We start from the raw sequence: 20253 nt of genomic DNA on the forward strand, positions 1-20253 counted from the left end.
AATAATTAATAATTATAGAATTCTAACAGAGCAAAATGTATTCAGTGTTATTTGACACTGGTATTTTGCTCTGTTTTTGTTTTCTTAAAAGGAGGTGCAACCTAATATGAAAATATAAATGTTGTGACTGTTTGGAAAGGAGGTTGAATAAATGGCAATTATCTATGCTAATGAAAAAACAGGGGTCATAGCAAGAGCATCAGATTTAACTGGTATTAAAGAATTAGCAGAAGATCTTGGTTTTAAGATACTGATTAATAATTATAGGTCTTTCTTCTATGGGATCTATAGAAGATTCAACTCTGAAACTAAGAAATTTGAATTCAGAAAAGTATCTAAAATAAACGAGGAAAAAGAACAAGTGCTCTTAAATGAAGGATTCGAAAAGATAAAAGATGCTTATAGTAATCAAATTCCAAAAGAATTCTTATGGAATACCCATATTAGAAAATAGAATCTAAGGAGGAGTTAAATGTCTAGCAAGGTTTATGAGTATGTAAAAAAGGAAATTAAGATGTTTAATTTTCAAAGTGGACAATCTTGGATGAATGAAGAAAAAATTATTAAAGTATTAGGAAAGAAGTTCACAAACCAAGATTTATATGAAGTATTAATGTGGAGATTTGTAGTTGAGGAAAATAAAATAATTGCATATGATTTGGAAAACAGAAAGAGAATCATTTGTAATATAACAGATTATGACACATTAGAGGGTGTAAGAGAAGACTTTATTTCAATTGCAGGATGCTACTTATGGGGTGTTTTTTATGATGAACAAAATCGTCCAAGGCTAGAACTATATTTAGATGAGATACACAAGGAATCAGGATTACTGGATTTTATATTTGCTTTGCTGCAGACAAGTGTAGAGTCTTGTTTAAGAAGTAGAATTTAAAGGAGGTTAATAAATGGAGGAAAACAGATTCATTTTAAAAGATATTGATTACGATGAAGAGATAGCAAAAATGAATTTACAGAAAATAAGAAATTTAAGTGACTCTCCATATGAATACACTACATCCGAAGATTTTTGCTATGAATATGGCTACTTCTTTGATTTTTATGAATGAAAATATTAATAAATGTATATTAATTTGTGTTGTATTTTTGAAAGGAGTGTTTTTAATGAGAAAAATAATTAATAAGAAAGTGTATGACACTGAAACTGCTGAATTCGTGGCTGAATACCATAATGGTTATTTCAGAAGAGATTTTCGTTATGAATATGAAGGATTATATAAATCAAAAAAGGGGCAATTTTTCATTCACGGTATTGGGGGAGCATTGTCAAAGTACAGTGAGTCATATGGGAATGGTAGAACAGGGATAGAAACAATAGTTTTGTTAACTAAGGAAGAAGCCCTTGAATGGTTATCAGAACATAATAAATTAGAAGAAATCGAGAAATATTTTTCTGATAACATTCAAGAAGGATAAGTACTAATCACAAATATTAAATATAAATAAATCATTATAACAGGGCAAAAAATGAAATATCAATAGTATGTAACATAATACCAAGAAAGCATTCTAATAAAGCATAAAGAAAAAACAAATAATAGTATTCTAACATAGCAAGCCCTTTGTTTAAAAACAAAGGAGGTATTGTTAATGGGTAAAAATGAAGAGTACAAGGATTTAATTAAGGAAATGGGCCTGCCAGATCCTAATGATAGTAGTTATTTTAGAGAATCAAGTATAAAAAATAAACAAAGAATAAATGGGAAGTATAATGTAAGTGGTGATAAAGTACCTGAGTGGGTTCAAGTAAGTGAGAATGGGAAAGTTACAATTAATACTGGATTATTGGCAGATTACTTAATAGATAATATCCCTGCTATTTATGTAGCAAATCAATTTTATATTTATGAAAATGGTGTATATCGTAAAAGTTTAGAAGATGAGGATTTAACAATTGTTAAAGAATTGATCGATAGTAAGTATTCAACGATGTATAGGATTAAAGATGCTGCTGCTCAATGGAAAACTGACAGAAAAGTTAAGATATTTCCTCATCAAATTAATTATAATCCATATATTATCAATTTAAAAAATTGTCTCTATGATTTAAGAGATAATCAATGTTATAAACATACATCTAATTATAAGACTACAATCCAACTAAATGCAAATTACAATCCGAATGCTAAAGGAGAAACCTTTGAGAGATTTATTAAAGAGGCCATTCCAAATGAACTCAATCGAAAAATTGCACAGGAGATTTTAGGATATTGCTTAACATCTTTTACTGAAGCAAAGAAGTTATTTATCTTATTAGGGAAAAAAGATACAGGTAAATCAACTTTTTTAAGAATTATAGAAAACTTAATACCTGAAGAAAATGTTTCACACGTAGAACTTCAAGCAATCAATAAAGATTATAATACAGCGCAATTATTTAATAAATTAGTTAATATTTTTGCTGATCTTCCTGATCAAGGAATTAAAGATGTAGGGTTAATTAAGGCTTTGACTGGTGAAGATACAATATCTGCAAGGCATATATATGGAACACCATTTGATTTTATAAATAAGGCAAAAATGATTTTTTCTACAAATAATATGCCGCCTAATTATGGAGATAAAAGTGATGCATTTTATGAAAGACTCATTATACTTCCTTTTAATCAACAAAAAAAGGATGGAGAAAAAGACCCACAATTAAAATATAAACTAGCAGAAGAAAATGATTATATCTTTATGTGGGCTTTAGAAGGTTTAAAACGTTTGATAAAGCAAAATTTTATATTTACTTACTCACCTGAAGTAAGGGCATTAATTAATGAGTATAAAACAAGTTCTAATAGTGTTCTTCAATTTGTAGATGAAAAGTGCATTATAAATGAAAATATGTGGGTTTATAGGAGTTTACTATATAAGGAATATAGAGAATTTTGTCAAGAAAATGGATTACTACCTTTAAATTCAACAAAGTTTAATAAAGAATTGGAAACGAACCTTAGTCTCAAAAGGAAACAGATGGGACCAAAAAGGTTAAGGGCGTTTATAGGGCTCGGATTAATAAATAATGATAGAGGAGAGTAAACACTCTCCTTTTTTAAAAGGAAAATATGAAAAACGAACAAAATCTGAACGATAATAAATAGCGAATTTTAAACATTTGAACGAGATGAACTATCTATTGTTTTAAATTACATAAGTATTAAAACTACATAAGTGAAATAGCAGTAATTTTAATCAGGTTCAATTTAAAAGTCGTTCAACCCGTTCAAGTTAAGTAATACAATTGTTTTAGTAAGGATGTACTGGTTCATTTATTATCTTTGACGTGAGGGGTTATACAACTATGACTAAAGCAAGATTACGGAATGTGATATTTTTTATGGGGTAAACTCCGGGATAAGTTCTGTTTCTAGAAAATCTAATGCTCTAAACCATATATTAAGCAATTTATTGTGGGTGTCCTCATTTAACTGTGCTTCATTAGTTAATTTTTGCTCAGTAATTTCTTTGTGTAATTGGTCTATTGTCAAGCGTTCTTCTTCTATAATCTTTAAGGCACGGCGATTTTCAATATACGGTTGAACCAAATTGAACCTCTTTTCACAATATGCATCAATAGATTTTATATAATAGTGAAGACTGCAGTAGAACCATCCAGAGATGATTATATTGATATAGTTAACTCTTTTTCCGTCATCATCTAATATAATTTTTAGTAATTCTATAGCCCATTGAATGGAATCGTTTATGAAATCAAGATCATTTTGTTCTATTATTCCATCTTTTAATACCGACTTTAATATATTACGGCTATAGTTTAATTTTTGATAATGTAGTTGTAAAAATTCAACCCAAAGCATACGCTCTTCTGAAAATAACTTCTCATTTCTATCAAACTCTAAGACAATATCTTCCAGTGATGCTAGCAAACAGAAGCACATTTTACGTAAATGATATTCCTTAGATTTGAGCAAATCTAAAGTAAAATTTTCAACATTGATATAATCTTTTATATCTGAAACATCAATTGGAAATCCCATAGGATGAAAACCGCCTCCTTTGTTGTATTATGCGTTACATCATAACATTTTAGAATTAGGATATCAAGTTTTAACATATGGCCCTGAAAATGTAACTAGAAGATGGTATACTAAAGTAAAAAATGGAGGGATTCTATTGAAAATAAAAATATTATTAATATTGCTAATGCTTGTAGCAGGGATAGTAGGTGGAGTAGCGGGAGTAATAGAACTATTTGATATATTAGAAGGGAAGAAGGCATTTCTTACATTAGGGCTAATCTTAGTATTATTCTTATTTCCTACATTAAAATGTTGGATGAACTTAGAAAATCATAATTGAGGGGCTGCGTATTCGTTTTGATCTTGATATAATTAATATAGTAGTTACTGACATTCCTTTCTTTTGTTTAATATAGATTTAGAGAACCACTGTGAACTTTGTAGTGATGCCTTGTGCAGATATATCGAAAGTTCCATAGTGGTTTTTCTATTTAATAACAGATAATAACTGTTATTAATAAATAATAATGGTTGTTAATGATTATTAAAATATACAATCAATAATAACTAGTAATAACAGTTATTAATAGATTATCAAGGAGTTAAATAATAAAGGCTTAACTTCTTTACAAGACATTTATCAGGATTTAATAACTAATAATAACTATTAGGAACAGTTAGCAATAATTAATAATAGATAATAAATATTATTATTGGTTATTAAGATAAAGATATAATTAAAGTGCTATATCGAAAAAAGAGAAAGATTATATTTTTTTCGTAAGTAAAGAATAATCAATGAAAAAAATAGAAATAAAATGAATTAATTAGATATGATAGCGAAAAGAAGCAAATATAGTATTTATTCATTAAAAATAGCATTAATCAGTTTAATTTCACAAATAATCAGTTTCATATTATTATTAAATTTTCGATAAAAAGTAAAAAAGCATTCAGTATTTAATGGGATATGTATAAATTTTTCGTGATAATATAGAAGATTTTACTAAAATCATTTTTTTCATTTATTTCGTCACGAAAAAAATACCTACTAAAGGACTCATAATAGCAAAAAAAATAAAAAAAAAGAATTAAATAGGAAAATATATGGATATGCATAACATTTAATCATAATGAGTGTATATCGCAATATTTGAAGTTATTTCAGGTATTTTGGGATAATCGCATAAAAAATAAATATGATATTAGAATTCTGAAAAAGCAGGAGTTTAAGTTGATTTGTTTAAGAGATAAGTATGGATTATACACTTATGATAGAGGGTTTATGGAGTTATTTAAGGTTATAAATATCCATAATCTCTTTTCCATACAGATAGCATAATCTAGAGACAAATTAACTAGGGGGTGTTACTATAGTATAAATTATAGCATTATTTATTGCAGTGGTTTGAGTGGTGCAAATCATTTGTAGAATTAAGTCTGACGGTAGTTATAATCAAAGTAGTGTCATATGTGAAATTCCTTTAATATTAAGATGTAGCCGGCTCTTTAGCCGGCTACATACTTTTTTAGGGAAATAATCTATAGTAATAGTGTCAATTCAATAACCTAAAATACTGAATGAAGATTATTTTAATATAAACAAGGAGTAGCACTAGTTTTATTGAATAGGTAAATATGAATAAATTACTCAAGAAAGATAGAGGAACATAAAGGATATTAATCCATATTATGATTCCTCTTTTTATTTTCAAATTAGAAAGAAGGGATGATAACTTATTTAGGTTCTAAAATGTTCTATCAAAAATTAATCAGGTTCCATTAGGAACTAAAAACAAATGAAAGGGGATTTTTCAAATGGAAGAAAGCAATAACATTATAATTGGTATTGACCACGGCAATACCAGCATTAAAACAAATACTGGGTTTGAATGCAAGTCAGGTTTTACTATTCTCAACGATGAGCCTATTACTCAGAGGGGATTACTAAATTATCAATCTAAGTACTATTCCATAGGAACTGAGAGGCTACCTGTAAAAATGGATAAAACAAAAGATGAGGACTTTTTTATTATAACCCTTGCTGCAATAGCAGAGTCATTAAGTTACGGATCAGAATATATCTCAACTATAGAAAAAGATATTACACTTTCAGTTGGACTGCCTATAGTAAATTATGGGCATTTAAAGGAGAGATTTAAGTCTTATTTTATTAAAGATAATGTTTTTTATGAATATGAGGAAAAAGAGTATCTGATAAATATTAAAGATTGTTTTGTTTTTCCACAATCATATTCAGCATTACTCACAAGATATTCTGAATATAAAAATGTCCAACTTATCAATGTATGCGATGTAGGTGGTGGAACTACAGATTGTTTTAAGATGGAGAATGGGATAATTGACATTTCATCTTGTTTTTCCTTACCACTTGGAGCAGTTCATTTATTTAACGCTATTGTTCAAGAAGTTCTTGCAAAAGGATACTATTTAACTGAATCTCAAATACAACAAATTATTTTAGGAATGGAGCCAGTTTTCGATGAAGAAGGTATTAGTAAGATTGCAAGAGAAGAGACTCAACAATTTACAAATAAGTTGATCTCAAACATTATTGAACACGGGCTAGAATTAAGGATTAATCCTACAATTTTTGTCGGCGGAGGTTCAATTCTCTTAAAACAGTATATTAATGATATCAAAATTGGTTATGTAGAGATTATTGAAGATACATTTGCTAATGCAAGGGGATTTGAGATGCTTGCTAGACAAATATTATTAAAAAGGTGATCGTATGGATTGTATCAAGAGAATAAATCTTAGTTTTGATTTAAGAAGGGATAGGGATAGGCAGGCATATAATATATTAGTTCAGGTTCAACATAAGACAGCATTTATAGTAGAAACTGTGCTCTATTATGAAAAGGACAATCAAAATAAATTTGACAAAAGTACTATTAAACAAGCACTAAAAGAAGTTCTTAGTGAAATTAACTTTACAATAGATAAGAATAATGAAGATGGAGAAGATGAAATTCCAGATGAAATATTTGATCTATTTGAGCAATTATAATCAAAAATATGCCATTACAAAGTGGCATATTTTTTGTTGCATAATAAAGTTGACGGCTTGGTAAAACTTGTATTTACTAATGAAAAAAGTGACAACTTATGATATCATAAACTTATATTGTATTACGGAACTATTATCATTTCAATGGGGAGGAATGGGAATTGAATATAAGTGAGAGTAAAACGGAATTTATAAATATTATAGAAGATTTTAAGAGGGAAATTGAAGATACCTTAAATAGAAGCATTTATTCAAGCGACATAGATGAATTAAGGCTTGGCTATGAGGGAAAATTTAGTAAAGAACGCTTTAAAGAGTATCTGGTTAAGAAAAACGCTTTACATATAGTTTTTAAGTATATTTTTATAAGGATGATGTCTGAAGGAGAAAGATTAGTGAATCCTAAACTAAATAAAGAAGGTATTACTAATTGGAAAGAGATGAGCAAAAACTATCGTGGAGATTATTTAATGCTTTTTAAAATAGCCAGTGAAGATTTAAGAAGAATAGAAAAGACAAGAGATTTTTTTGAACCAACTCTTTATGATAAATACTTAGATAAATTAGAATATAGTATTTTTAATAAAAACAATGATAATTTTATAGAAAAATTAAGGGTTTATGATTTTAGAACTTTAGATCCAAATACGGCTGTTAGTTTATTTGATAGTTTATATCCTAGTGAAGACAGAGAAAAATTACAAGGATTTTTAGATGAATCTCATATAACAACATATTTAATGACATCACTAGGATTGATGTAAGGGGTGAAAGGATGATTATTGAAAACACATTTGATAAATTAAAACTTATTTCTGAGTTGAAAGAAATACATATTGAACTTGTGGAAGTCTATAAAAAGATATTTGATTATAAATATAGGACAAATGCAGATTTTGAAGCGTTTATAGACAAAGAATATAAGGAAAATAAAATAAGTGACGGAGAACAACAGGTGTGGAATGATAATTTTTGCCATAGAGCCTCTTATACTCTTTTAAATAAAATATTATTTATAAGAATATGCGAAGATAAAGGGTTTATGTTGAATCCTGAGGACTATGTGGCAGGTGAACCTAAGGATCCACATATAGGCAAAAAATTATCTAGAATAGGTCTTCAGAAATGGGCTAATCTTGTAACAAATTATACACTAGGAGAACTAGTTAAATTAGCCTTCTTAGATATGAAAAAATCTTATGGTAACATTGCGCTCTATAAAGATGATAAATATGAGATGCTAACCCCTACAACTGAAGAATTAAGCCTCAAATACTTAGATGGTGATGAAGAAGCACAGAAATTAGTATTGCAATTTGAAAACGCACTAGGCAATATTGTCGAAAAGTTGGATACAAACAACTATAATTTTAATAGTACAGATGGCAATATATTGGGTGATGTTTATGAAAAGTTTATGGATAGAGAAACCCGTAAGGCTATTGGACAGTTCTATACCCCAGAATTTGTTATTGAGTATATATTAAATAATACAGTTGCGAAGGCGGATGTAGTAGAAAATCCTTTTGTAAGCGTTGCAGATATTTCTTGTGGTTCAGGGCATTTTTTAATTATGGCTTATGACATATTAAGAGAAAAGTTTATTAATAATTTAGAATTATTAAGGGACAAGTATGCTGATGAAGTATACACTCTTAAAAAGAACGGGAAAGTAGTAGAACTAACTGGAAAGGGCTATTGGAAAGAGGAACATATTCATTATCATTTATTAAAACATTGTATTTATGGGGCTGATATTGATAGTTTTGCAGTTCAGTTGACTACTATTAACCTATTATTAAAGGATTTAGATAACTTTACAGATGAACTAAACATTGTAGAATGTGATAGTTTAATAAAATGGGAAAAAGACTATGATTGGAAAGAACTGAAGCAACAATTGGGAGAAGAGTTTGAAACGATTGAATATACGCAAACTAATTTAATTGGAGAAGAAGAGAAAATTGTAGTTACTAGTAAGAAAGAATTATTTGAATTAAGATATAAGGATATTATTGGAGTTGAAAGAGTTGAAATGGTTGATAGAGAAAGAGCGCAGGAATTAATCAACTTATGTGAATTTTGGGATTGTAAGTTTGATTATGCAATTGGGAATCCACCCTATGGCTCTAGAAAGAGGATCGATGAAAGCAAGAAAATTTACTATGGTAATAAGTATTTTGAAGAAGGTGACTATGACACCTATATGTTTTTTATATGGCGTTCTATTGAACTGTGTAATCTTAAAATTGGGTTTATTACACCTAACGGTTACTTTACAAATATTTACAATAATAAATTAAGGACATTCATACTTAATAATACTCATCTTGAGGAGATAGTTAATTTAAAAAGTAATGTTTTTGAAGATGCAAATGTGGATACCGTTATAACCATATTTAATAATAAAGAAATAGATAAAGAACAGATTTTGATAAAAGCAATTGAAAAATTTAATACAAGTATTTATGATTCTCAGTTTAATAATTTTTCTATCTATTATAGTGAGATACTAAAAGATCCTAATAAGATGATATATATCAATAGCAAAGAAGGATTAGAGTTAGAAAAAATTTTGTTTAGAAATTCTAAAAAATTAAGAGATATTGCGTATTGTGGACAAGGAGTTATTGTTTATGGAACAAAGGAAGAAAGTAGAAGAGGAGGGTACTTAGAAGTTACATCGGAGACAGGTTTATGGAAAAAAACTCTAAAAGGCAGGGATATTGGAGACTTTTATATTGAATGGAAAGGCTTAAAGGTTAAATATGGAAATTGGCTAAGAAGGTCAAGAAATGAAGAACACTTAAAATCAAATAAAATTTTGATTCAAAGATTAAGAAATCAGAAATTAAGTAGGAGATTAGTTTGTGCATTAGACGAAGAAGGGTATTATGTATTAAATAATCTTAATTATGTCATCTCAGAAAATAAAGATTATGATTTAATATATTTATTAGGCATACTTAACTCAAATTTATTAAACTATTATTATGCAACAAAATATACTGATGTTAATATTAAAGAAGAATATATAAGAAACCTTCCTATAAAAAAAGTTAACAGTAAAAGCGAAGAAATAATTCAAGTAGTAGATAAAATTAATAGATTAAGAAAATACAACTTTAAAAAAAATATAGTTGATTCCTTGATAACTAAAACTTTTACTGAAGAAAAATTAAGTAATATTATTAAAAATAGTTTGGAAATAAACGCACTTTTAAATGAAAATCTAGTTTTGCTAAACATGTTAATATATAACTTATATGAAGTTGATATAGATATAATTCAAGATGCTGAAGTACATGTTTTAGGATACTTATCATTAGAAAGAAAAGAATTATTCCTAGACTTTCTAGAACTATCATTTGAAGATGCAAATTCAGCACTAAATAAAATCAAGATAGATTCATACAAAGAATTAGTTAAGTATTTAAGTAAAGATGAATTATATGAAAGACATGTAATTAACAATGAACCTTTGGAGCAAATTGCTACAAGTTATAATTGTGAGTTATTTACATTAATATATTATATGGAACAAGTCATACAATCAAATCCTAGCCAAATATGGGATATTATTAACTTTAGTGAAATTTATCAAGCAATAAATGAGTATATTAGTATAAAGTGTACTACTTTATTAAGAGATAATATTGAAGTAACAGATATAAGTCAAATAAAAGATTGGTTTGTTAATAATGATTGTAATTACAAAATCATCTTAAAAATTTTTAGGAAAGATAACCACACTAAACAAGTAATAGATTTATTTAAAGATGCTTTAAAGGGAGATATGTATACTTGGAATACATACAGAAAAGCAAAGACTGAAGGGAAAAATGATAAAGTATTTATCAAGTATGATGCGAATAATTATGGTCTAGCAGAATGGTCAGACGAAATCCATAAAAATTACTTTTTAGATGCTATTGAAGAATACACGGTAAATAACCCAAATGAAAAGAAAGCAAAAGACATACTTAAACTATTCGAGGACTTAGACATAGAAGACAAGCAGGACTATATTGAAGTTATTGAAGAAAAAATTAGAAAAACCTTTAAGTAAGGGGTGAGAAATTGAATATACAATCAATATCAGAAAAAATACCTATAGAGGAAACAATAAAAGGAATTGAATTTATTAAATACGAAAGAAGTATAGAAAAACTAAAATCTTATATGGACGATATAATGCCATTTGGTGAGAAAACTACTGTTAAATATAGAAATAAATTTTTTCAAAGATTTGTAGAAACTGAGGGAGAGGAAATTGCTTATACTCCACTTTTGAAATTCATTAATAGTGCTGATAGTTTTCAAACTAAAAAAGAAGTAATTTATTTCATAGTTTGTGAAACATCAGATGCAGTAGGTGAGATTGTCAAAGGTTTTTATGAAGGTTCTATACCAGAACAAATAGAGTCAGATCAATTTATTGAAGTTTTTAAAGCAGCAATGCCCGATGCAAAAGAAAGTTCTATTAAAAAAACTTATAGTGTAGTTACTACAATCCTTGAGGATTTTGGGATATTGAATTCAAAAAAGGATGAGGTTACAAAGAAAAAGGTATTTCTTTTAAATAATAATATCAGATCTTCCAATGAAGGAATCCTATTTAATTTGTATTATGAGTTCATAAAGATAAAAGGAAATAAAATGCCAGAGGAAGAATTGGTTTTAAATTGTGATACCTTCAAGTATTTCATAATGAGCGATTTAATGAAAAAGAGGCATTTAAAATGGATGTTAGATCAAGGATATCTTGAACATTATGTAATGGGTGGGAATTCTAAATATCAGTTTTCTTATGATTCACTAGATCTTCTTGTAGAAAAGGTGATTAAAAATGATTGAACGTATTGAGAGTACACTAGACAGTATGGGGCAGAGAAGGATGTTATTTATAATCGGAGACCATTTAAGTGGGAAAACGAAATTGGTTAAGGATTGTTTAGTTAGTTGGTTTGGACAAGATTCAGAGAGCCATTATGTAGATGTAGGCTTGTATATTAAAAACAAAGTTGCTGATGAATATTTAGATATTTATAAAATTTATCCAGAAGAATTTAGAGAAGATGCTGAAGGTTTTTTTAACCAACTTATAGAAGAAAAGTATAAGGATAACAGACTGGTTGTATTTGATCATATGGAATATTTGCTTTCTGAAAAGTATACTGGATGGATTAGGCTTCTTGATAAAGTAACTTTAAAAGATAATACTGCCATCATAGTTGTACCAACTGAATATGAAAAGAGTTTGCCACTTTTGGCGTACAAGTATTTAAGAGTTGAATGAGAATGGGGGGAAGGAAATGAAGATTAGAGAGATTATTGAAGTACCTAAGATTGATAAAATTGTTAGGCTTACAGATAATATGTCTGATCAAGCGGATAAAAAGAAACTAGAGGACTTACTTAAAGGCTATGTCATTACTGAAAGTGTTGAAAAGAATCTAAGCAATTTTTTCTACAAAATAACTAATTTTAAGGATAAAGGTCACGGATTTCTCATATCGGGGCTTCCCGGATGTGGTAAGTCTCATTTTATGTCTGTTTTAGGATTGCTTGTTAAATACAATGAAACATTTAATATAATGAGAGGAAAAAGCGAATCTATCGATAGTGCAAAAACCTTTTTTGAAAAAAGAAAAGTTTTTGTTGTACCAATTATGGCAGAAGAGGGTGGACCTGAGATTTCACTAGAAGAAATGTTTTTCAATGCTGCAGAAGATATAACAGGTTTTCCTTTTACTGATGATAGTTACTATATAAAACAGTTTGAAGAGGCTATTGTAGCAAATTCTAATTATGAAAAAAAGGTAGACGATTTTGTAAGAATAGATTCAGAGGGAATGTTCTTAACGTGGGCTGATTTCAAATCAAAGATTAAGAGTAGCAGAACTATAACAAAATTGATCAAAGCCTTTATTGATAAATATGAAATTACATTTTTCAATCCTAATAGAGGTAGAAAGGATAGATTAGATTATCTTTATAAGTGGTTAGATGAAGAAAACTATGATGGTGTACTTGTATTAATTGATGAATTATCAGAATACTTGAACGACAGAGGGGTTAGGGCAAGAAATGATGCACTATTTCTTAAAGTATTCCTAGAAAATGCTGAGAAGGAGAGAAATGGGAAGGTTATTCCTGCTTGGATTGTAGGAGCATTTTTATCTTCATTAAATGATATAACAGTACCTGATGTTTATGACTTGATGAAGGACAGGTTTCCAACAGAAAATCAATTTACATTAAAAGTAGATGATGTTGAGGAAATAATAGATCAAAGGCTAATCATTAAGAAAAAGTCAGATAAAATTGAAGAAGCCTATGTATTATTAAAAAATAAATATAATGCTTTTGATAAAGTGGATAAAAAGACATTTCAACAAGTATATCCTCTTCACCCAGAAACTCTTAATATTCTTTCAAAATCTGTTCGGTTCTTATCAAGACAAAGATCAATTGTTGATTTTGTATTAAGTGAAGTAAAAGGTAATTTAGATGAGGGCGGCAAGACAAAAGGGATAATGGATGAGGATTTTTTAAGACTTGTGACTCCAGATAGAATACTTAATCATTTTCAAGAGAGAATCAGAGAATTAAGCGATAAGAGAGAATACTTTGAAAGCATTTATTCTTATTATATGGGCCCTGAAGGTTTAGGAAATGGGAAAATCAAAGAGTTATTTAAAGACGGAGATACTGATAGGGAAACCGCTTGCAAGTTAATCGATGTTATGACACTTTTGAAAATATTAGATTTAGAGAAGGAGTACAATGTCAGAGATTTAACATATATGATTCAATATCCTAAGATGCAGGGAGATTTTGCTGAAGAAAAAGTAAATAAAATTCTTCTAAGGATGTATGACAAAGGAAGATTCATTGAAATTGACCCAAGTAACAGCGATAGTAATGTAGGAGACAATAAATACTATATAAATAAAGATGTAAGTCTTTCCACTAAAATTAATCAAGATTTAAAGAAAAAACTAGGATTACTTGAAGGAGAAAGTGTAGTTTCTATTGTTCCTGAAATTGCAAAAACATTAACCCAGGAACCTTTAAATATAAGTAGTTATTTTAATGAACCTACTCCATATAGAATAAATTGGAACAACACAGCAAGAGAAGGAGTAATTATATTCAATCAAATAGAAAAGATTGGATCAAAAGAATACTTATCAAAGTCACTAAATGACTTAAAAAATTCAGAGAATGATTTTTACCTATACATTGGTACAATTTTTGAGTATGAGCAGCAAAAGAATTTCATAGATAAATCCCTAAAAGAGGTAAGTAGTAATACTAAACAACAATCTTTATTATCTATGTGGTCAAATTATGAAGATGAATCTTCAAAAGAGATTGAAAAAAGGCTATCTAGGGCTATAGTATATTGGCTTCCTTCAGATGAACTAGAAAAAGAAGAAGGAAAGGACAAGTTACAAAGATTAAAGGAGTATTATGCTTATTTAGAACTTCGTAAGGAATATAAGAAGAATAATGAGGATACAAATTCAAAAGAGAGTATCCAGTTACTAGGGAAAGTAGACGAGAAGATATTAAACTTAGAGGATGAAGTTTTTCAAGTACTGAAAAGTCTTTACCTAAATGGCAATTTCTTCAACATAGATGGAAAACTAGACATTAACATTTCTTCTTATGGCAATGAGTCATTAACTAAGATTATAAAAGCAGTTATAGGTAATGTACTTCAACAAGTATATAGCAGCAACAAATTTATTTGTCCTGATGAAAGTCTAGGCTTAACAGATAATGTGACTAATAAATTTTTAAACAATTATATATTTGGTGGAAAAACTGATCCAACGGGCATAGATGTCAGTATAATTAAAAATATAGTTAAAAAATTTGGAGAAGCCAATATAAAAATAGATTCCTTTAAATTTACTGTGGATTCAAAAAATAATAGTCTTGTAAAACTAATAATAGAAAGTGTAGAAAATAAGGATGAGGTAATTTTTAAGAATCTATATAATAAAGTTAGAAAATCCTCATTTGGTCCAGATAGAAATATGACTGAGATTCTTTTTGGAATGATGATAAAAAAAGGCTTCCTTATACCTGTTAAGAATGATATGCCAGTTGGAATAGCAAATGTGAAAGCACCTTTAAATACTTCTGTTACAAAGTTTAAAATGGGTGAATTTGTTGATGATAAGTATACTGAAGGATTGATAAGAATAACAAAACTCTTCTTTGATAGGAAATTTGAGAAACAAGATCTTTCATTTCAAGAAGAACTTTGGGAAGATTTAATTGAATTTAAAAACAATACAGTATCTACAATAAATAACATATTATTCGAAGTATCCAATTTTAGAAAACCTTTAGATATAGAAAAGGACTGTTTTACTAAGACATATGATATTGTTGATACAATTAAAAGAATATTAGAAGACATTGTAGAGTCTAATGGTTCTAAAGATGGTTTAGAATATTTTATAGAGGAAAATAAAGATAGTATTACCAAGGGTGATTTAGAAAGTCAGTACAAAGACTTTGGAATGATAGTTGAATGGATTAATTCAGAAGTCCCTATGGGTATTAGAAGAGTCAATGTAATGCTTAAAGGATACAAAGAATTTATTCCTGATAAGGAGGAATATAAAGATTTAATTAAACAGTATGAAGATATATATAATCTTCTAAGTAATGGAGATGAGTTCATATTTGGGTCCGTTACAAGTGAAATGAATAAAAAATTTGATATTTTTAAGAACAGTTTTATATCCCTATATGTAGAGGAACATAATAGAGAAAACAGCAAAGAAGAATTTGAAGAACTGAGAAGTATCTTAGAAGATGATAATTTTAAATTCCTATCCAAATTGAGTCATATTGAAAGAATTAATATGGATTATGATTACATCAATATTAGAAATGATATAGATAAACAATTAGAGGGGCAATGTAAGGAATCACCGTTGAAACATATTAATGGCGGGGAGAGTAGTTGCATTTGTCATTTTAAACTAGGGCAGAAGAAATATGTTGATAGTAGGGATTATTTTGACAGTGCAATTGATAATGCTGTATTGGGTTATATAGATGAACTGAATACAAATGCCAATAAAGAGAAGGTATTTAAGTATATTAATGACCTTAGAGAAATAGGAGAGAAGAAAGATGTAATTACTTTAGTGGAAAAGATGTATGAGATACCTCTTGATGATAATAGGGTATATAAATATAAGCAATTTTTGACAATAAATCCTGAGGTTATACCATTCATTGATAGAGCCTTGAAAGTAAATATTAATTTTATACAAAGAGATATCAACAAGTTAATAGAGGTTTTTAAAGATAAGGCTTACTCTAAAGAAGAAATGATACAGAAGTTTACTCAAGTAGTTGAGGGACAAGACGACATCAAACCAAATCTTTATATTAAGTTTACAGATTTTAGAAATGATGATTAGGTGATTATAATGGGTGAAATGTATAGATATTATCTTCAGAAATATTTAGAAAAGATGACTAACTTAGAAAGCCATCTGTTGGTGCTCCAAGATAAGAACAAACTATTGGATGATATTAAGGATATAGAGTTATATCTATATCCTTATAAAGTCATTTTTGCAAACGAAAATGTTGTATTTAGGGCTCTATATGAAGATATAAAAGAAAACAGAGGAAATTATTATATAATAATCTTAAAAAATGAAGATATACAAAATAAATTATTAGATTTCATCAAACGATCTGAAGGCGGAACAGTAAAAGAAATCACTATGCAGTCACTACTTGAGTGTGTTGAAGAAGATCTTAAATGGAATGAAGAAGTTAACGAGTTTGGTAGTATAGATATTAAGAAAAAGTTCAATGAATTAATTTACTATCGAAAACTTATTAGAAAAAGAAATATAGAGAAACTCGAGACCGATAAAGTGATGTTATCTTCATTACTTGAGTTAGATGCTGTTCATATAAATGATGAGGCAGATTGTTATTTATATTATAGAGATATAAGAGATTTATATGGTGGAATTGGAAACTTAAAATTTAGGACTGATGTAAAAGGCTTGATTCGAAAGATATTTTTAGAATATGGCTCAATTTTATCGAATGTAATAGAAATGAATTTATTTGAAGAATTTGAGCGTTTCCTATGGGTATGCTGCGGATTGGATAGTTTTGATAGACTTTCTGATGAAAATTTAAAAATTGTTCTAGAGGATGAGTACGAAAAACTGAATGCCTTTACTGAACACTTAGATAAATTGGTGGAGTTTGCAAATCTTATAGGTAAAAAAGATAAAAAATATTATATACAAAAGAAGGATTGGGCTGAAAAATTAATACTAAATGCAAAAATAGATATTCTCTCAAGTGAACATAGTTATAAGGAAATACTTAGAGAGGGAACTGGTTCTCTAATTAATGTTCTTGAGAGTATAAAAGCCGTGCTTAAGGACTATAATTTGGAAGGGCTAAAGAAGGTATTTAAGTATAATTTAGATAACCTTTATGAACTAAATGTATTAATTAAAGAAAATGTTAATTATAAGACTGAAAATATTAGTAAATTAACAGATTTATATGATTTAATAATCAATTTCTTTAGTAGAGTGGAATATGCTGAAAAACAAATATATTTTGCCGACAGCATAAGTAGTTATAGTGAATGGGAGTCTTTTTATAAGAATTATCTTTATGATTTGCAATATAAATTATCAGAATTGAGATATTTAGATAAACAAAACTTAATAGATGAGCATAGATACGTTTTGGTCGATAAACGCGTGAGTAATATATTAAATAGGTATAGGGAGAATTTTGCAAGATTTCTAGAAAAAGATTATGATTATTGGATCAATAGTCCTTACGGGGTATCAAGGCCTTTGTTAAATAGCGATATTCCTAATATACTCAATTTAGATTCCCAGAAGACATATATTATTATTTTTGATGGTATGAGATATGATGCTTGGGAATATATTGTTAGACCTTACTTTGAAAAAGTATTTACAGTTAGAAATACAAAATACAGGAGTTCTTTTGCACTTCTACCAACTATTACTTCAATTTCAAGAGAGGCTATATATTCAAGTATTCTAAAGGAAAATAAGAATGATACCACTTTCCTTACTAAGCCAGAAAGTGTAAAAAAAGAGGAACAGTTAAAAGAGATAATATTACAAGATAAAAAGATAAATATATTAATATTTAATATGTTCGATAATGACGGACACAAAGCAACAGAAGATTTCTATATATTCTACGATAAACAGAAAAAGGTTTTTGAAAATAGTATAACAGAACTATTAAAAATGATTACTGAAGATTCAAATATTGTAATTGCTTCGGACCACGGATTAATGCGTGTTGATGAAAATATTAATATGAAGGACCAAGAAGGAATAGTAAGCGTTAAATCAAGATATTTAAAAACCAATGGAGAACCTTATTTAGGTAGATGTATAAATATCAAAGATAGTATTGCATTGTCGTACGATAATAAAGGATATTTTGTAGGTGGTGGTGAAAAGGATTTTTACAGTCACGGTGGTGCAAGCATTGAGGAAGTAATTGTTCCATTTATAATTGCAGAGGCAAAAGTAACAAAGAAGGATTCTATCTTTATTGGGGAAAATTCTTTATCATCTACATATTCAGAGATATTGCAATTAGATCAAGATACCAAATTAAAGTTAAAATTCAAATTAAGTGAAAAGGAAAGAATTATACTTACTTCATTATATGGATTTAAAAATCAAACTATAAGTAATAGGGATATTGAGAAGATATTAAAAAACAAAACAGGATCCGCAGGATTAGTAAGTGCAATAGTAAGAAGACTTATTAAAAAACTACAAAAAGACGGACTAGATATCATTGAAGAATCTGCTATGGGTGATTTAATTATGTATAAGTTTAATCACGATAGATTGGAGGAGATACTATGAAGAATGAACTTCTAAAAGATATTATCGACGCTCTGAGGAATGGTACAGTTCCAGCAGAAGGGACAGAGAATATTGCAGTTGGTATAGATGAGGAATTATTAGAAATTGATATACAACTTGATAATGTACAAAAAGGTAAATCTTCATTTAAATTTGTTATTGGAGATTATGGTTCTGGTAAAACTTTTTTTAGTACAGCAGCGAGAGAGAAGGCATATGATAAAGGGTTTGTGGTTTCTTCAGTAGTTATATCACAAGAAGCCCCACTTCATAAGTTTGAAGAACTTTACCGAAAAATTATGGACGGTATGAGAATACCAGATAATAAAAAGATTCCTGCATTTACTCTTATCCTTGAAGAATGGCTTCTAAACATAGAAGACAAGATAATTGAGATAGAAGGAATAGATCCTGAAGAGGATATGGAAAGATTTTCACAAGAAATGTACAAAAGAATTAATGAGGAACTACAGATAGTTGGTTCTATTGCTGCTTCTTTTGCTAATGCAATTAGGGGGTTTTATAAAGCAAAATATGAAGGAAATCAAATTCTATCTCAAGGGGCAATTGCGTGGCTTAAAGGTGAAAATGTAAGACCAGAGATTAAAAAAGGCTTAAATGTAGCAGGTTCGGTAACTAGAGAAAACTCATTTGAATTTTTCAAGGCATTACTTCATATGATAAAATCTGCGGGATATCAAGGATTAGTAATTTTACTTGATGAGGTAGAAACAGTGCAGAAACTAGTGAGAGCAGATATGCGTAATGCTGCATATGAGAATCTTAGGTTCTTTATCGATGAGGCAGACAAGAATAACTTTCCAAATTGCTTTTTCTTATATACAGGAACCACTGATTTAATGGAGAGTGAAAAGGGATTTAAATCATTAGAACCTTTGTATCAAAGAGTTAAAGTAAAAAGAGATAAAACATTTAAAAACTTAAGGCAGCCTGTAATGTTTTTAGAGGGGCTTAATAAGAAGAAATTAAATGAGGTTGCAAAAAAAGTTAGGAGTATTCACGGTGAGGTATATTCTTGGACTCCAAATGAAAAAGTCAGTGATTCTTTTATAGAAAAACTAATTGATGATATGGCTACGGGTTTTGGTGGAGAAATAAGTATTGGACCAAGAGGTTTTTTAAGAACATTAGTAGATATACTTGATAAGAGCCAAATGTATGACAATTATGTACCAGTAGAGCAGTTCGTATTTAATGATGAAATTAGAACAATGGCAGAAACAGTTGAGAATACTGCTGCACATATTGTTAACTTTTAGGTGGTTAA

The 20253-nt window shown here is 28.6% G+C and carries 16 protein-coding genes; 15 read left to right on the plus strand and 1 reads right to left on the minus strand.

The genetic code is table 11. The features are described 5' to 3' along the window. The first annotated feature begins 151 nt into the window (after positions 1-151). The 5 genes from KQI41_RS04625 (at position 152) to KQI41_RS04645 (ending at position 3045) form a co-directional block, all read left to right on the plus strand. The gene (locus tag KQI41_RS04625; RefSeq protein ID WP_078025161.1) at positions 152-454 is read left to right on the plus strand and encodes a hypothetical protein; all 303 of its coding nucleotides are present in this window, start codon (positions 152-154) and stop codon (positions 452-454) included. A gap of 18 nt (positions 455-472) precedes the next feature. Continuing rightward, positions 473-895 carry a hypothetical protein gene (locus KQI41_RS04630; protein ID WP_078025160.1) on the plus strand — a complete coding sequence of 141 codons (423 nt, stop codon included), beginning with the start codon at positions 473-475 and terminating at the stop codon, positions 893-895. Positions 896-908: 13 nt separating this feature from the next. After that, the gene (locus tag KQI41_RS04635; RefSeq protein WP_154440309.1) at positions 909-1070 is read left to right on the plus strand and encodes a hypothetical protein; all 162 of its coding nucleotides are present in this window, start codon (positions 909-911) and stop codon (positions 1068-1070) included. Positions 1071-1125: 55 nt separating this feature from the next. After that, positions 1126-1437, plus strand: coding sequence for a hypothetical protein (locus tag KQI41_RS04640; RefSeq protein ID WP_078025159.1), 312 nt, complete (start codon positions 1126-1128; stop codon positions 1435-1437). Between the two features lie 174 nt (positions 1438-1611). Next, positions 1612-3045 carry a DNA primase family protein gene (locus tag KQI41_RS04645; RefSeq protein WP_216584933.1) on the plus strand — a complete coding sequence of 478 codons (1434 nt, stop codon included), beginning with the start codon at positions 1612-1614 and terminating at the stop codon, positions 3043-3045. Positions 3046-3341: 296 nt separating this feature from the next. On the opposite strand, the gene KQI41_RS04650 is transcribed toward KQI41_RS04645, so the two are convergent. Further along, positions 3342-4004 (minus strand): hypothetical protein, encoded by a 663-nt coding sequence (locus KQI41_RS04650; protein ID WP_154440312.1) that lies wholly within the window; start codon positions 4002-4004, stop codon positions 3342-3344. Between the two features lie 136 nt (positions 4005-4140). Between KQI41_RS04650 and KQI41_RS04655 the strand changes: the two genes are divergently transcribed. The 10 genes from KQI41_RS04655 to brxD all read left to right on the plus strand — a co-directional run bounded on the left by KQI41_RS04655 (position 4141) and on the right by brxD (position 20245). Next, positions 4141-4326, plus strand: coding sequence for a hypothetical protein (locus KQI41_RS04655; RefSeq protein ID WP_154440314.1), 186 nt, complete (start codon positions 4141-4143; stop codon positions 4324-4326). A 1478-nt stretch (positions 4327-5804) separates the two neighbouring features. Continuing rightward, complete coding sequence (locus KQI41_RS04660) at positions 5805-6737, plus strand: ParM/StbA family protein (RefSeq protein ID WP_154440316.1); 933 nt, start codon at positions 5805-5807, stop codon at positions 6735-6737. A 4-nt stretch (positions 6738-6741) separates the two neighbouring features. Continuing rightward, a complete protein-coding gene (locus tag KQI41_RS04665; protein WP_154440317.1) occupies positions 6742-7020 on the plus strand; it encodes a hypothetical protein in 279 nt (92 codons plus the stop codon). A gap of 161 nt (positions 7021-7181) precedes the next feature. Further along, positions 7182-7784, plus strand: a complete 603-nt coding sequence (locus KQI41_RS04670; RefSeq protein WP_154440319.1) for a hypothetical protein — start codon at positions 7182-7184, stop codon at positions 7782-7784. Between the two features lie 11 nt (positions 7785-7795). After that, positions 7796-11089 carry an N-6 DNA methylase family protein gene (locus KQI41_RS04675; RefSeq protein WP_154440321.1) on the plus strand — a complete coding sequence of 1098 codons (3294 nt, stop codon included), beginning with the start codon at positions 7796-7798 and terminating at the stop codon, positions 11087-11089. A gap of 11 nt (positions 11090-11100) precedes the next feature. After that, complete coding sequence (locus KQI41_RS04680; protein WP_154440323.1) at positions 11101-11877, plus strand: hypothetical protein; 777 nt, start codon at positions 11101-11103, stop codon at positions 11875-11877. After that, a complete protein-coding gene (locus tag KQI41_RS04685; RefSeq protein ID WP_154440325.1) occupies positions 11870-12319 on the plus strand; it encodes a hypothetical protein in 450 nt (149 codons plus the stop codon). Before KQI41_RS04680 ends, KQI41_RS04685 begins: the two co-directional genes overlap by 8 nt. 16 nt (positions 12320-12335) lie before the next feature. After that, a complete protein-coding gene (locus tag KQI41_RS04690; protein WP_154440327.1) occupies positions 12336-16478 on the plus strand; it encodes a hypothetical protein in 4143 nt (1380 codons plus the stop codon). Positions 16479-16487: 9 nt separating this feature from the next. Further along, complete coding sequence (locus KQI41_RS04695; protein ID WP_154440329.1) at positions 16488-18965, plus strand: PglZ domain-containing protein; 2478 nt, start codon at positions 16488-16490, stop codon at positions 18963-18965. Continuing rightward, positions 18962-20245, plus strand: a complete 1284-nt coding sequence (gene brxD, locus KQI41_RS04700; RefSeq protein ID WP_154440330.1) for a BREX system ATP-binding protein BrxD — start codon at positions 18962-18964, stop codon at positions 20243-20245. The genes KQI41_RS04695 and brxD overlap by 4 nt, the downstream gene beginning before the upstream one ends. Positions 20246-20253 lie beyond the last annotated feature (8 nt).

The organism is Tissierella pigra (assembly GCF_018917845.1).
Taxonomy (GTDB): Bacteria; Bacillota; Clostridia; order Tissierellales; family Tissierellaceae; genus Tissierella; species Tissierella pigra.